Annotated in this window: 13 protein-coding genes; 8 read left to right on the forward strand and 5 right to left on the reverse strand. The window is 63.1% G+C overall.

Annotated elements, in window-relative coordinates; all coding sequences use genetic code 11:
• Nucleotides 1–93: 93 nt before the first annotated feature.
• From VEI45_RS10695 to VEI45_RS10720, 6 genes are read left to right on the forward strand one after another with little or no spacing between them, the layout of a single operon-like run.
• Nucleotides 94–1,017 (forward strand): enoyl-CoA hydratase, encoded by a 924-nt coding sequence (locus VEI45_RS10695; protein WP_324852913.1) that lies wholly within the window; start codon nucleotides 94–96, stop codon nucleotides 1,015–1,017.
• Nucleotides 998–2,200 (forward strand): amidohydrolase family protein, encoded by a 1,203-nt coding sequence (locus tag VEI45_RS10700; protein WP_324852915.1) that lies wholly within the window; start codon nucleotides 998–1,000, stop codon nucleotides 2,198–2,200. Before VEI45_RS10695 ends, VEI45_RS10700 begins: the two co-directional genes overlap by 20 nt.
• A 22-nt stretch (nucleotides 2,201–2,222) precedes the next feature.
• Entirely contained in the window at nucleotides 2,223–3,848 is a 1,626-nt protein-coding gene (locus VEI45_RS10705; RefSeq protein WP_324852917.1) for an acyl-CoA synthetase, read from the forward strand.
• On the forward strand, nucleotides 3,845–4,693 hold the full coding sequence (locus tag VEI45_RS10710; RefSeq protein ID WP_324852919.1) for an amidohydrolase family protein: 849 nt from the start codon (nucleotides 3,845–3,847) through the stop codon (nucleotides 4,691–4,693). The genes VEI45_RS10705 and VEI45_RS10710 overlap by 4 nt, the downstream gene beginning before the upstream one ends.
• Nucleotides 4,694–4,695: 2 nt before the next feature.
• Entirely contained in the window at nucleotides 4,696–5,748 is a 1,053-nt protein-coding gene (locus VEI45_RS10715; protein WP_324852921.1) for an acyl-CoA dehydrogenase family protein, read from the forward strand.
• Nucleotides 5,749–6,939, forward strand: a complete 1,191-nt coding sequence (locus tag VEI45_RS10720; protein ID WP_324852923.1) for an acyl-CoA dehydrogenase family protein — start codon at nucleotides 5,749–5,751, stop codon at nucleotides 6,937–6,939. It begins immediately after the preceding gene.
• A 7-nt stretch (nucleotides 6,940–6,946) separates the two neighbouring features.
• Here the strand turns inward: VEI45_RS10720 and VEI45_RS10725 are convergent, their stop codons facing one another.
• The 4 genes from VEI45_RS10725 to VEI45_RS10740 all read right to left on the reverse strand — a co-directional run bounded on the left by VEI45_RS10725 (nucleotide 6,947) and on the right by VEI45_RS10740 (nucleotide 11,138).
• Nucleotides 6,947–8,092: a thiolase family protein gene (locus tag VEI45_RS10725; RefSeq protein WP_324852933.1), complete on the reverse strand. Its 1,146-nt coding sequence runs from the start codon at nucleotides 8,090–8,092 to the stop codon at nucleotides 6,947–6,949.
• Nucleotides 8,093–8,100: 8 nt separating this feature from the next.
• A complete protein-coding gene (locus tag VEI45_RS10730) occupies nucleotides 8,101–9,315 on the reverse strand; it encodes a CaiB/BaiF CoA transferase family protein (RefSeq protein WP_324852935.1) in 1,215 nt (404 codons plus the stop codon).
• A 21-nt stretch (nucleotides 9,316–9,336) separates the two neighbouring features.
• A complete protein-coding gene (locus VEI45_RS10735) occupies nucleotides 9,337–10,548 on the reverse strand; it encodes a cytochrome P450 (protein WP_324852925.1) in 1,212 nt (403 codons plus the stop codon).
• Between the two features lie 101 nt (nucleotides 10,549–10,649).
• Nucleotides 10,650–11,138 (reverse strand): helix-turn-helix domain-containing protein, encoded by a 489-nt coding sequence (locus VEI45_RS10740; protein ID WP_324852927.1) that lies wholly within the window; start codon nucleotides 11,136–11,138, stop codon nucleotides 10,650–10,652.
• Nucleotides 11,139–11,230: 92 nt separating this feature from the next.
• Here VEI45_RS10740 and VEI45_RS10745 point away from each other — a divergent pair, with 92 nt between their 5' ends.
• Nucleotides 11,231–12,415 (forward strand): acetyl-CoA C-acyltransferase, encoded by a 1,185-nt coding sequence (locus VEI45_RS10745; protein ID WP_324852929.1) that lies wholly within the window; start codon nucleotides 11,231–11,233, stop codon nucleotides 12,413–12,415.
• A 218-nt stretch (nucleotides 12,416–12,633) separates the two neighbouring features.
• On the opposite strand, the gene VEI45_RS10750 is transcribed toward VEI45_RS10745, so the two are convergent.
• Nucleotides 12,634–13,476, reverse strand: a complete 843-nt coding sequence (locus tag VEI45_RS10750) for an alpha/beta hydrolase (RefSeq protein ID WP_324852931.1) — start codon at nucleotides 13,474–13,476, stop codon at nucleotides 12,634–12,636.
• Nucleotides 13,477–13,733: 257 nt separating this feature from the next.
• On the opposite strand from VEI45_RS10750, the gene VEI45_RS10755 reads away from it, so the two are divergent.
• Nucleotides 13,734–14,221: quinone oxidoreductase family protein (locus VEI45_RS10755; protein ID WP_324852937.1), on the forward strand; the 488-nt coding region annotated here is incomplete at its 3' end.

Here is a 14,221-nt window from a genome sequence, read left to right on the forward strand (position 1 = left end):
GGCGACGGCAGTTGCGGAATGCAGTACCGATAGGTATACAGTATGGATACAAACTTCGCCGAAGTTGCCGGCTGAAATCAGGGAGGACGGTCGATGAGCACCGCCGACGACGTCGTCGCCGACCGCACTCAGGACGAGGCAGTGATCTACGAGGTGACCGCCAGCGGTGTCGCCGTCCTGACGTTGAACCGGCCGGATCGACTCAACACCTGGGGCGGTGACATCGCCACCGCGTTCTACGCAGGATTGGACCGCGCCGAGGAGGACCCGGCCGTCCGGGTGATTGTGCTAACCGGTCGTGGTAAGGCGTTCTGTGCCGGCGCTCAGCTGGGTGCAATGGGCAGCTCAATAGGCAATGTCGCTCAGGCGATCGAGAAGACCGACGAAGGCAAGCTGGCCAGCCTCGTCGGGGACCGGCAACCCTACTACCTGACAACGCTGTGCAAGCCGGTCATCGCGGCCATCAACGGATCCTGTGTCGGTATCGGGCTGACCCAGGCGCTGATGTGCGACGTCCGGTTCGCCGCCGCCGGAGCCAAGTTCGCGGCGTCATTCGCGCGCCGCGGCCTTATCGCGGAATATGGCGTCTCCTGGATACTTCCGCGACTGACGGGGTGGGGCGTCGCACTCGATCTGTTGTTGAGCGGCCGGACCTTCCTTGCCGACGAGGCGGCAGACTTGGGACTGGTCAAAGAAGTGGTCCCGCCCGAACAGTTGATGAAGCGCGTCATGGACTACGCCGAAGACATCGCTCAAAACTGCTCGCCGGCATCCATGGCCATCATCAAGCGACAGACCTACGGTGATGCCATGCGCGAGGTGGTGCACGCGAGTTCGCGTGCCGAAGCCCTACTGCACGAGTCGCTGCAACGACCCGACGTTATCGAAGGGATCACCAGCTTCCTCGACAAGCGAGCGCCGAGTTTTCTTGGGCTGAGCGGTTCGACAACTTCGACAGCGGCCACGAACGACTCTTGCGGTAGCGGAAAGGACGATCATGGGGAACTTGGGCTATAAACCGATCGACGTCGACAATCACTACTACGAACCGCTGGACGCCTTCACCCGGCATCTGGACAAGAAGTTCCGCCGACGTGGCGTGCAGATTTTCAGCGACGGCAAGCACACCCAGGCGATCATCGGGGACCGGGTCAACCGTTTCATCCCCAACCCGACGTTCGACCCGATCATCGTGCCCGGGTGCCTGGATTTGTTGTTCCGCGGCGAGATTCCGGACGGTGTCGACCCCGCATCGCTGATGAAGGTCGACCGGCTCGAGGCGCACCCCGAATACCAGAACCGCGACGCCCGCATCACGGTGATGGACACCCAGGGCATCGAGACGGTATTCATGTTGCCGACGTTCGCATGTGGCGTCGAAGAAGCGCTCAAGCACGATGTCGAGGCGACGATGGCGTCGCTGCATGCGTTCAACCTGTGGCTGGATGAGGACTGGGGCTTCGACCGGCCCGACCACCGCATCATCGCAGCGCCCATCATTTCGCTGGCCGATCCCGCTAAGGCCCTCGAAGAGCTGGAATTCGTGTTGGGACGCGGCGCGAAGCTGGTACTGGTGCGGCCCGCCCCGGTGCCCGGTGTGGTCAAGCCGCGGTCGTTGGGCGACCTACTCCACGATCCGGTATGGGCCACGTTGGCCGAGGCGGGGGTTCCCGTCGGCTTCCACCTGAGTGACAGCGGCTACCTGCAGATAACCGGAATGTGGGGCGGCAAGTCGACGTTCGAGGCGTTCGGCGGCTCAAACCCGTTGGACCAGATACTTGTTGACGACCGCGCGATTCACGACACGATGGCCTCGATGATCGCCCACGGCGTGTTCACCCGTCACCCGCAACTTAAGGCGGTCAGTATCGAGAATGGCTCATACTTCGTGCACCGGCTGATCAAGCGCCTGAAGAAGGTGGCCAACAATCATCCGAGCCTGTTCCCCGAGGATCCGGTGGAGCAGCTGCGTAATAACGTCTGGATCGCGCCCTACTACGAGGACGACCTGCCGGAGTTGGCTTCGGTCATCGGGGTCGACAAGATTCTGTTCGGCTCGGACTGGCCGCACGGCGAAGGCTTGGAGAACCCCGTGTCGTTCACCGAGGAGTTGGTCGGCTTCAGCGATGCCGACATCCGGAAGGTGATGCGTGATAACGCATTGGATCTGCTGGACGCCAAGGTCGGATCAGTCGCTTGAACGCGTCAGGCCACGCACACCCATGAGCGAGTGGACCATAGGGGCGGTCCTGGACGCGATCGCCGAGGTCATCCCGGACCGGCCGATCACCGTATCCGGTGATCGCCGCAGCACCTTCGCCGAAACGGCGGACCGCACCCGTCGGCTGGCCAACTTCCTCGCCGCAACGGGCCTCGGTGCCCACCGGGAACGGGCCAGTCTGCAGAACTGGGAATGCGGGCAGGATCGTGTTGCGCTTGTCATGCACAACGATCTGTATCCCGACATGATGGTCGGTTGCCTGAAGGCCCGCACCGTTCCGGTGAACGTCAACTACAACTACACGCCCCGCGAAGTCTCCGAACTACTCGACTATGTGCGGCCGCGCGCCGTCATCTACCACAAGTCTCTCGGCGCAAAATTCGCCGACGTGTTTCCGCCTGATAGCGCCGATCTGTTGCTGTCGGTGGAAGACGGAAGTGGGGTAGCGGAACTGCCCGGTGCAGTGTCGCTGGACGAAGCGCTGGCGCAAGGAAATACCGACCGCAACGTGAACGCCTCGCCGGATGACCTGCTGATGATCTGTACCGGTGGTACCACCGGCCGACCCAAGGGTGTGCTGTGGCGCCAGTCCGACATCTACGTGTCGTCAATGTTGGGGGCCGATCATGCGTCCGCGCAAGAGATCCATGACAAGGTGCGCCCAGCCGCCGCACCGCCGTGGTTCGCGGTGTCACCGCTGATGCACGCCGCCGGCATGTGGACGGCGTTCGCGGCAATCATGGCCGGTACGGCGGTGGTGCTTTACGACACCAGCCGCAAGCTCGATCCACGATCCGTGTGGGAGACGGCTGAGCGCGAGAAGGTTGGCATGATGACGATGGTCGGGGACGCCTACGCCGCGCCCCTGGTTGACGAGCTGCGGCACGGTCAATACGACTTGTCGTCGCTCAACGCGATCGGAACCGGTGGCGCCGCCACGAATCTGAAATACCAACAGGCGCTACTGGAATTGATACCCCACCTAACCCTCATCAACGGATACGGCTCGTCGGAAACCGGAAACATGGGGTTCGGGCACAGCCACGGTGACACCCGGACCGACACCTTCACACTGCGCGAAGGCGGGCTGGTCCTGTCCGAGGACTACAGCCACTTCCTTCGGCCCGGGGAGCGCGAAATAGGTTGGGCTGCCAGAGAAGGGCGAATCCCGCTCGGATACTTCAATGATCCCGACGCCACCCGGAAGACCTTCCCCGAAGTCGACGGCAAGCGGGTGGTGATCTCCGGCGACCGGGCCAGTCTGGAGGAGGATGGCACATTGCGGCTGTACGGCCGCGATTCGCTGGTGGTCAACACCGGCGGCGAGAAGGTTTTCGTCGAGGAGGTCGAAGAGGTGCTGCGGGCGCATCCGCACGTCGCCGACGCATTAGTGGTAGGCCGCCCCAGTGATCGGTGGGGTGAAGAACTCGTCGCTCTGGTTGAACTGCGCGAGGGAGCCGAAGCCGGCCATGAGCTGCTGCACGCGCTGTGCACATCGCAGTTGGCGCGGTTCAAGGCGCCCAAGGAGTTCATCTTCGTCGAGCAGGTCCATCGCCTGGGCAATGGCAAGGCCGATTACCGGTGGGCGAAAACCCAAGCGACAGAGAAGGCGCCGATGTCGACATGAACGCAAGCCCAGTAAGCCGAGCTATTGACTGCCTGGTCAACGTGCACTTCGGTGAGACCGACAAGCAACCCACGTGGATGCTGAAGGTGCGCGACGACTACTTCAAGGGACCGGAGTCGATGTTCGCGCCGGTCGACTTGACTGAGTTGCTCGACGAAATGGACGAGCAATGTGTGCGTAAGGCCGTTCTGATGGATAACCTCGCGAAGCCGTCAGTAACCGCACGCAAATTCGTCGAAGCCAAGCCGGATCGCTTCGCGCTGGCGATGGGCGGTGTCAACCTGCTGCGGCCGATGCCGTCGCTGCGCGAGCTCAGCGCTGTCGTCAACGACCTTCCGGTCGTGTATGCCGTTGTGGGACCGAGCTTCTGGGGTGATGGTCAGTACCCACCGAGTGACGCCGTCTACTATCCGCTTTACACCAAATGCGCCGAGCTTGGACTACCGCTGTGTATCAACACCGGCCTTCCGGGACCGCCAATCCCCGGCGAGGTGCAGAACCCCATTCACCTCGACCGGGTCTGTGTGCGATTCCCCGAACTCAAGCTGTGCATGATTCACGGCGCGGATCCCTGGTGGGACATCGCAATTCGACTGCTCATCAAATACGCCAACCTGCGACTGATGACGTCGGCGTGGTCGCCGAAGCGGCTGCCGGAAAGCCTGCTGCACTACATGCGGACCCGCGGAACCAACAAGGTGATCTTTGCCTCCGACTGGCCGGTGCTGAAAATGCGCCGCGTCGTCCCGGAGGCTCAGGCTCTAGACCTGCCCGCGGACGTCCTCGAGAACTATCTCTACAGCAATGCGCACGAATTCTTCTTTCAGGGCCAGGAGGAGCACTGACGATGGACCGCTACGAACTCCGCAGACTCGACTACAGCCTGACCGAGGATCACCAGGCGTTGCAGGCCGCATACCGGGACTTCTTCGAGACGCACTGTCCGATCGAGACCGTCCGTGCTGCAGAGGAATCCGGGTTTGACAAGAGCCTGTGGGAGCGGTTGTGCGGGATGGGTGCGACGACGATGGCGTTGCCCGACACGGTCGGGGGCGACGGTGCGACACTGGTCGACTTGACATTGGTGGCAGAGGAAATCGGGCGCTCACTGGCGCCGGTGCCATGGATCGATCACGTCTGCGCGGCCCGGTTGCTGGCCCGACTCGGCGCGGCGGAATCCGACGTCGTGAACGGCAAGCAGCTCGCAGCGTTTGACCCGCAACACGACAGTGTGAACGGGGTGCGGCTGATTCCAACGGGATCGATTGCCGACCAGATCATCGTCCGCGATGGCGAGGACGTGGTGCGGCTGACGTTCGATACCCGGCCGACCAAGGTGGACAACATCGGCCGGCTGCCGATGGCGTGGGTCGATCCAGTCGCCGCCGACACCAGGGTCGTGCTGGCAAGCGGATCCGACGCCCTAGCGCAATACCAACGGGCACTGGATGAATGGCGGGTGCTGATTGCTGCGGCGTTGACGGGCCTGGTGGAAGAGACCATGACAATCGCGGCGGAGTTCGCCAAGACCCGTTACACGCTGGGTGTGCCGATCTCGACGTTGCAGGGCATCTCTCATCCACTTGCCAACATTGCGATCACCGTGCAGGGCGGCCGCAATCTGGCGCGCCGCGCTGCCTGGTTCTTGGACAACGAGCCCGACGAGCGCCCGGAGTTGGCGCCGTCGGCGTTTGTGTTCATGGCCGAAGAAGCGGCGAAGGCCGCGACGATGGCGGTGCATGTGCAAGGTGGTCTCGGCGTTTCAGCGGAGGCGGCGGCGACGGCGTATCTTTTGCGTGCGCGCGGGTGGGCGCTGGCCGGCGGAGACCCCGGCGCCAGCGCCAAATACATCGCCGAGATCGTGGCCGAGCGCGAAAGTCGCTCAGGGAAGGACGCATAAGTGGATTTCTCACGAGTCACGCTTTCCGACGGCGACCAGGCCTTTCTCGACGAGGCACGCGATTTCCTCAGGGCCCATGTGACCGACGACGTCAAGCGCCGGGACCGAGAAACCGGCGACAACTTCGACGAAGGGGTGCATCTGGCGCTGGGTGCTGCAGGCTACCTCGAGGGTGAGTGGAAGCCGCAGGCCGGAGGCGGCTTCTCCCGGGTGCGCCGCCGCATCTGGGAGCTGGAGAAGCGGCGGGCGCATGTGCCCTGGGTCACCTGGGGCACCACCGCCATGGTGGCGCGTTCGGTGGCGAAATTCGGGTCGCAGGAACTGCGGGATGAGGTGATGCCGAAGGTTTTCAGTGGGCATGTCCGGCTATGTCTGGGCTATACCGAGCCCGAAGGCGGGTCCGACGTCGCTACCTGCAAGACCCGCGCGGTGCGCGACGGTGACGGCTGGATCATCAACGGCTCGAAGATGTTCACTACCGGCGCGCACAAGTGCCAATACGTCTTTCTCATCACCAACACCGATCCCGAGGCACCAAAACATAAGAGCCTGACCATGTTTCTGGTGCCGCTCGATTCCCCGGGCATTGAGATCCAGGGCATCCGCACCATCGATGGTGACCGCACCAACATCGTCTACTACAGCGACGTACGCGTCGACGACAAGTACCGGCTCGGCGAAGTCAACGCGGGCTGGACAGTCCTGCGGGAGCCGCTCAACACCGAACACGGCGCAGTTGCCGCCGCGCCCGACGGCTTGCAGGACGTGTCGATCATGATGCACCAGGCCGGTTTCATGGCCGATGCCGTCGACAAGGTCGCCGGCAAGGTTGCAGAGCGGGATCCGAACGGGTGCAGGCTCATTGACGACCAGTCCGTGGCATACCGGCTGGGTCGCAGCGCCGCACGGATGGAGGCGGCGTTTAGCGCGCCGAGCATCTTCGGTCGGGTAGCGCTGGCACAGACCATGCGCGACATCTCACCCGACCTGATGGATATCCTCGGCACGGCGTCGACGCTGCCGAACGGGACCGACGGCGCTGCGGACGACGGCGCATCCGAGTACGTGTACCGCTTCGCGCCGCTGGTCGGGATCTACGGCGGTACCCTCGAGGTGTTCCGCAACATGATCGCGCAGTACGTGCTGGGCCTGGGCAAGCCGAATTATTCGGCGCCAAAAAAGGTTTCGTAGCCCGGAGTCAGGTGGTCAGGACGGTTGCCGCTGCGGTGCCGGGTGCGCCGTACACCTGCGCGAAGCCGACTTGAGGATTTCCGGGGACCTGGCGGTCGCCGGCTTCGCCGCGCAGTTGGCGTACCAACTCGTGCATCTGCCGCAGCCCGGATGCCCCGATCGGTTCGCCGTTGGCGATCAACCCGCCGTCGGTGTTGACCGGCATCGCACCGGTGATTTCGGTCGCGCCGTCGGCCAGCAGCTTCTCTTGCTCGCCGTCGGCGCAGAACCCCGCCTCGGCCATGTGGATCACCTCCGCGCCGGCGTCGGTGTCCTGCAATTGGATAACGTCGACATCCTGCGGTGCCACACCCGCTTTCTCGAAAGCGGCTTTCGCGGCGTAGACAGTCGGCGACACGTCCTCCTCGACGGGTGCATACGTCGTGTTTACCTCGTAGGCGCCGTACCGTCGGGTGCGGACCTCGACCGCGCGGACATACACGGGTTTGGTGGTGAACCGATGGGCGATATCGGCACGGCACATCACGACAGCGGCGGCGCCTTCGTCGGGAGCGCAGAACATGTACTGGGTCAGTGGGTAATTCAGCACCGGCGACGCCAGAATGACCTCTTCAGAGATTGGCTTGCGGCGAAAGGCATTAGGGTTCAACGCGCCGTTGCGAAAATTCTTGGCGGCCACCTTGGCCAGGGTATCGCTCGAGATGCCGTGGTCGTGGAGGTAGCGGTTGGCCTTCATCCCGAAGAACTTGGTAGTCAGATACTGACCGTTCTCGGCGTACCAACTCGGCATCCCGACCAGCGCGGGATCTTCGGTGAAGGCGCCGCGCGGATGCTTGTCCATCCCTACCGCTATGCCGATGTCGTAGTCACCCAACCGGATACTGTCGGCGCACAACTTGGTGGCACTGGCCGCGGTCGCGCAGGCGTTGAACACGTCGGTGAACGGAATGCCGGTGAGACCCACCATGCCGACAATTGCGTCCGGGTTGGCGACGGTCCAGCTGCCGCCGACCGCGAACTGGACGTCTTTCCACTCAACACCGGCATCGGCGAGCGCGAGTTGGATTGCGTCGGCGGCCATTTCCATCGCGGACCTTCCCTCGAAGCGGCCGAATGGGTGCAAACCCGCACCGATGATGGCCACCTCGTTCATGCCGTCATTCACGCGATAGCTCCCGATTCCTTCAGTTCGGCAATGCGGTCCCAGTCCATACCGATCTCCATCAGAACGATTTCGGTGTGTTCTGATGCTTGCGGGGCCCGGGTCGTCACCAGCGGCTCGTGATTGAATTGCACCGGTCCGCGGACGATTTTGAACGGCGGTCCGCCTCCGGCGGCCTCGACTTCGACGATCATGTCATTAGCGATGGCTTGCTCATCGTCGGCCAGGTCCACCAGGCTCTGAAATGGCGCCCACTGACCTTTCATCGTTTTCAGGTGCTGCCGCCAGTAGTCAAAAGGCTTGCCGGCGAATGCTTTAGCGATCAGCTCCGCGGCCGCGTCGGCGTTCTGGATCAGGGGGAGCGCATCGGCGAAGCGCGGATCGTCGGCGGCCTCGGGGATGCCGAGATGCTCGAAAGTATCGCGGATGTAGCCGGTCGGGCTGACGATGCATAGGTTGATGGTGCCGCCGTCGGAGGTTAGGTAGTTGCCCAGGAAGGGATTGACCGACGGGTTGGCGACCCCGGGCATTGGCACACGCATGACCTCGCCGGTCTCCATGCCCTGCGTCACGCTTGCGCCCGCTGCCCACCAGGCCGTGCTCAGCAACGACACATCAAGCTCGAGTGCTTCGCCGGTCCGTTCGCGATGCAGCAGCGCGGCGGTGATGCCGCCGGCAATGTTCATCCCGCCGATGGAATCGCCGAAAGCGGGAATCCCTTGCGGCAGTGCTCCGCCCAGCTCCTCCGGAGTCAAAGCGTAGCCCACGCCGCTGCGGGTCCAGAATGCGGTTCCGTCATAGCCACCGACGTCGCGCTCGGTGCCTTTGTCGCCGTATGCGCTGCCGCGGGCATACACGATGTTCGGGTTCACCTCGCGGATGTGCTCGACGTCGAATCTGTTCTTCTGCCGTTGTGCGGGCAAGTAGTTGGTCAGGAACACGTCGGAAGTCTTGGCCAGTTCGTAGAGCACTTCCTGGCCGGCGGGAGTGGAGACGTCGATCCCGACGCTGCGCTTGCCCCGGTTGGGATGCTCGATCAGCGGATGGCGCTGCGGGTCAAGCTGAAATCCACCCATGTTGACGAAGCCGCGTTGAGTGTCACCGCGTATCGGGTGCTCGACTTTGATGACGTCTGCACCCCAGTCGGCGAGGATAGCGCCTGCAGCGGGGACGAACGTGAACTGTGCAACCTCTAGGACTCGAAAGCCCTCCATCACCTTGACCATTTTGGGCTCCTACTTGGCGTCGAACGTCACTGGAAGCGCGTTCGGCGATCGGAAGGGTTGGCCGTAAATGTGCGGGTCGTCGTCGGTGACGAGCTTGACGTTGGTCAGCCGACTCAGCAGGCATTCCAGCGCGACCCGGGTTTCCATGCGGGCGAGGTGAAGACCCAGGCACGTGTGTTCGCCGGCCGCGAAGGTGATGTGCGGCACCTGTTTGCGGAACATGTCGAATTCCCCTGAGCGCTCCCACCGGTGCTCGTCGCGATTGGCCGAGCCGATGCACAGGTCAATTGCCGACCGCGCCGGAATCTTGACCCCTTCCAGCTCAGTGTCTTCGGTGGCGAACCGCTGCACCGTGGTCAGTGGTGTCTCGAAGCGCAACCCCTCTTCGATCGCCGGGGCGATCAACTCGTGATTGGCCCGCACCGCGTCGAACTGGTCCGGGTGGGTGAGCAACAGGAACAACAGGTTGCCCGATGACCGGTAGGTGGTTTCCAGCCCGGCGGGCAGCAGCAGTCGCAGGAAGGAGTAAATCGCTTCGTCGCTGAGCTTTTCGCCGTCAATCTCCGCGGTGACCAGATCGCCGATGATGTCATCGGTTGGCTTGGCCTTGCGCTGCTCGATCTGGTCGAGGAAATAATCTTTCAGCGCCGCGGAGGCTTCGAAGGCGCGCTCGTACTTGACGGTGTAGTTGATCAGTTGCACGGCGCGGCGGCGAAACGTGGGTAAATCTTCGGCGGGCAGACCCAGGAGCTTGGCGATGACCCGGGTGGGGAACTCGAACGTGAAATTCCGGACGAGATCGGCTTCGCCGGCGTCGATGAACTCGTCGATCAGCGCGTTGCAGATCGGCCGCACAATCGTCGGTTCCCAGCGTGCAAGTGCCTTGGACTTGAACGCCGCCGACACCAGGTTGCGGTGTTCGCGGTGTTGTTTGCCCTCCATCGCCAAGATGCTGGGGCCGATGAACAGGCCGATCGTGTTGTCGTAGTAGGTCGAGCTGAAGACGTGGCCGTCGCGGAACGCCTTGTTCACCGCGTCGAACGACATGGCGGCGAAGGAGTTCTTGGGGCGCAGTGATTCGGGAGTTTTGGAATAGTCGACGACTGTCCCGTGGAACACCCCGGCCTCGTTGCGCTTCTGGGCGAAGTACGGGTACGGGTCACGGATGAAGTCGACAGGCAAGGCAGCGTCGACGGCAGCGTCTTGAACTGGACTTTCCACAGCTTCTCCGTCTCGGCTACATGATCGTACTGTAAATATTACAGTAGCCTACATGGGCGAGGCCAGCTGTCGTAGCTACGAGAATTGCACCTAACGCCGGGTCAAGCGCCGCGGCTCGAACTCCGCTTGACCAACTGCACGCCGAGCTCGTCGGGCGGTACTGGATGGCCTTCAGTGCAACGGATTTCGACTGACGCTTCGGCTCCGCAACCCAGGTGGGTGAGGCGCAATTGGTTGCGGCCAGGCAGGTGACGCCGCCCCCACTCGAACATCGCCCACACCACCGGCATGAAATCGAGGCCGGCCTCGGTAAGCACATACTCGTCGCGGGTGCGCTGCCCCGGCTCACGATACGGCCGCCGCGTCAGTAGTCCGAGTTCGACCAATTCGGTGAGCCGGGCCGAGGCGGCCGCCTTGGTGATTCCCACCCGGCGGGCGAAGTCGTCAAATCGGGTGGTGCCGTAATACGCCTCCCGCATGATCAGCATCGCGGATTTCGTGCCGACCGCTGTCATGGTCTTTTCGATCGCGCACTCCCCGACGGCCGACCACGTATCCCTATCCGCCAGCGGTCCCTGCAAAAGTGTCACGCAGATCACCTCCCATCTGGGTTGCTTCCACTATACCTAGGTGTTTAGCTGGGTACAGCTATACATACTTAGCACCGACTCGAGGAGGGGTCATGGCATATCAGGGTAGAGACGCCGTCATCGTGGGCGCGGTACGCACACCGGTCGGCAAGGGCAAGGCCAGCGGCGCCCTGCAGGGTGTGCTGCCTGCAGACCTGTTGGCGCACAGCTTGCGGGAGCTGGTGCAGCGCACCGGCGTCGACCCCAGCCGGATCGACGATGTCATCGCCGGTGCCGTGACACAGGTAGGTGACCAGGCGGTCAACATCGCACGCAACGCGCTGCTCGGCGCGGGGTTCCCGGAGTCGGTGCCCGGCACCACGGTTGACCGGCAGTGCGGCAGCAGCCAGCAGGCCATCAGCTTCGCTGCCCAGGGTGTCATCTCCGGCGCCTACGACCTGGTGATCGCCGCCGGCGTGGAGTCGATGAGCCGCGTCCCGATGGGCAGCTCGGTCCTGCCGGGCAGCAACCCATTCGGCGACGATATGACCCAGCGCTATCCTGAAGGCCTGGTGCCACAAGGCATCAGCGCCGAATTGATCGCGGCCAAGTGGGGTTTCTCGCGCGCCCAACTCGACGAATTCTCCGCCGGCAGCCACGAAAAAGCAGCGCGGGCCACCAAAGAAGGACTCTTCGACAACGAGTTGGCCCCGATCGCCGGGCTCAGCACCGACGAAATCATCCGGCCCGGGACTACTGTCGAGACGCTGGCCGGGCTCAAGCCGGCTTTCTACGACCCGGCGATCGAAGCCCGCTTTCCGCAGATCAATTGGGAGATCACGCCGGGCAACTCGTCACCGCTGTCCGACGGTAGCGCCGCCGTGCTGGTCGCCAGCAGCGAGGCCGCCAAGAAGCTGGGCCTGCGGCCGCTCGCCCGGATACACACCGCGACGGTGGTGGGCTCGGATCCGCTCTACATGCTGACCGGCGTGATTCCCGCGACCGGGAAGGTGTTACGACGCGCTGGTCTGACGCTGGCCGACATCGACCTTTTCGAGGTCAACGAGGCGTTCGCGCCGGTCGTGGTGGCCTGGGCGCATGACACCGGAGCCGATCTGGCCAAAACCAACGTCAACGGCGGAGCCATCGCGATCGGACACCCGCTGGGCGCCAGCGGTGCCCGCATCATGACCACCCTCGTCAATGCTCTCGAACAGCGCGGGGGCCGCTACGGACTGCAGACCATGTGTGAGGGCGGCGGTATGGCTAACGCCACCATCATTGAACGGCTGGGCTAGGCGCCTGCGCCCAGGTCAGGGTGAGTTGAACCGATCGCCGAAATGCGCGATAGAGCCTAGCTGTGGTCGTTCTGCGTCCTCAGCGTGCTGGCGATGTCGATCAGCGCGGCTGCCAACGCGGCATGGCATTGCCTCGCTCGTACGCTGTCTTCGCTTCGAGCAGCCAGTCAGTCTCGGCCATACTCAATTCCCCTTACTATCAGCGCATTTCATCGTGCTCATGAGTGTTGGTCGAGATCGCCCGGTGTTGGCGCAAGTGCCCAATCGAGCGCGAAGTCGGCTACGGCTTCCCAGCCGTCTTCGCCGCAGGTGTAGTGGCTGCGTCCGGAGAACAGCTTGTATGCGGTGATCGCCTCGGAGTGCTTGACGTTCTTCTTGAAGTTCTCATGCTGCACCGCCGGCGGCAGGATGTGATCGTTGCCGCCAGAAATGAACAACAGTGGTGCGCGTTCGTCGTTGGCGAAGTTATAGGTCGTCGCGGCGTGCGGGGTGAAGTTCGCGAAGCCGCCCTGAAACAATATGCGGCCTGACACCGGTACGGCGTAGCGGTCGTACACCGCCTTCGATTCTTCCTCGCTCAGATTGTTGGTGAACGCGTAGTGGAATTCTTTCTCGGTGATCGGTACGGCACGATCCTTGTTGGCCGGGTTGTGCAGGACTGGGAAGGTCGCTTTGATCTCGCTGAACGGAAGCGCCTTCACGCCTTTCACGGCCGCGCCGTCGATGGACACCCCCGCCGCGCCGTACCCAGCATCGAGGAGCAACTGTGTGAAAGCTCCGCCGAAGGAATGGCCCATGATGATCGGCTTCGTGTCGAGCGCGTCGATGACCTCGGCGAGATGATCGAAGACCTCACGCACGCCCAGGTTCGCCAACGGCGAGGGATCGTTTCGGAGTGCCGCGACACCGGCTTCGCCTTCCTCGATTCCCGGGTAGCCGGGGGTGACTACCTTTAGCCCTCGCTGTTGGTAGCGCGTGACCCAGTGCTCCCACGACAGCGGCGTCATCCAGAGGCCGTGGATTAGTACGACAGTGTCTGCAACTGCTTCTTGTTCGCCCATCCGATCTCTTAGGTCCGACGGCCGCGTGTTCACAGGCTCCTCCGAACCTTATCCGGACGATGAGATGGTTCAGATCGGCGTTCATTCCCAGGGCTCCGCTCGCCAAGCTCGCGGAAAAGCTCACGACCTCTGAAGGTGGTCCTGTGATGCGCGGCACAAATCATTGACCGAGCACGACTACCAAACTAACTTGTTGAACATCAAGCGAGTACTTGTTGTTCAACAAGTAAGTTCGAGGGAGACCGTAAGTGGGTTCGATGCGGGCGATGGTTGGTGGCGCGGGACCCGATTGGGAACAGCGCGAAGTCGACGTGCCCGCCCCTGCGCCCGGACAGGTGTTGATCCGTGTACGCGCGGCAGGCCTCAACCGCGCCGACTTATACATGTTGGCGGGGTCCTACAACCCGAACTCCAAAACCAGTGCGGTCTTCACGGCCGGCCTCGAATTGGCGGGCGAAATCGCCGCGGTGGGCGACGGAGTCACCAGTGCCGGAGTCGGTGATCGCGTCTGCGGCGCGGGGTTGGGCGCGTTCGCGGATTACGCGCTCTTGGATGCCCGGCACGTGATCCCGGTCCCAGCATCGCTATCGTGGACCGACGCCGCCGCACTGCCGGTCGGCATCGCGACCGAGCACGACGCCCTGGTAACCCAAGGCGGGTTTACCTCGGGCCAGAGCGTGCTGGTGATTGGGGGGACAACGGCAATCGGGTTGATCGCCGTGCAGATGGCCAAGGCTCTGGGTGC

Source organism: Mycobacterium sp., from assembly GCF_035623875.1.
Lineage (GTDB): Bacteria > Actinomycetota > Actinomycetes > Mycobacteriales > Mycobacteriaceae > Mycobacterium.

Excerpts from the sequence above, each read along its gene's own strand:
- VEI45_RS10725 (WP_324852933.1), bottom strand. The coding sequence starts at position 8,092 with ATGAACGAGGTGGCCATCATCGGTGCGGGTTTGCACCCATTCGGCCGC.
- VEI45_RS10750 (WP_324852931.1), bottom strand. The coding sequence starts at position 13,476 with ATGGGCGAACAAGAAGCAGTTGCAGACACTGTCGTACTAATCCACGGC.
- VEI45_RS10700 (WP_324852915.1), top strand. The coding sequence starts at position 998 with ATGGGGAACTTGGGCTATAAACCGATCGACGTCGACAATCACTACTAC.
- VEI45_RS10695 (WP_324852913.1), top strand. The coding sequence starts at position 94 with ATGAGCACCGCCGACGACGTCGTCGCCGACCGCACTCAGGACGAGGCA.
- VEI45_RS10705 (WP_324852917.1), top strand. The coding sequence starts at position 2,223 with ATGAGCGAGTGGACCATAGGGGCGGTCCTGGACGCGATCGCCGAGGTC.
- VEI45_RS10710 (WP_324852919.1), top strand. The coding sequence starts at position 3,845 with ATGAACGCAAGCCCAGTAAGCCGAGCTATTGACTGCCTGGTCAACGTG.
- VEI45_RS10730 (WP_324852935.1), bottom strand. The coding sequence starts at position 9,315 with ATGGAGGGCTTTCGAGTCCTAGAGGTTGCACAGTTCACGTTCGTCCCC.
- VEI45_RS10715 (WP_324852921.1), top strand. The coding sequence starts at position 4,696 with ATGGACCGCTACGAACTCCGCAGACTCGACTACAGCCTGACCGAGGAT.
- VEI45_RS10745 (WP_324852929.1), top strand. The coding sequence starts at position 11,231 with ATGGCATATCAGGGTAGAGACGCCGTCATCGTGGGCGCGGTACGCACA.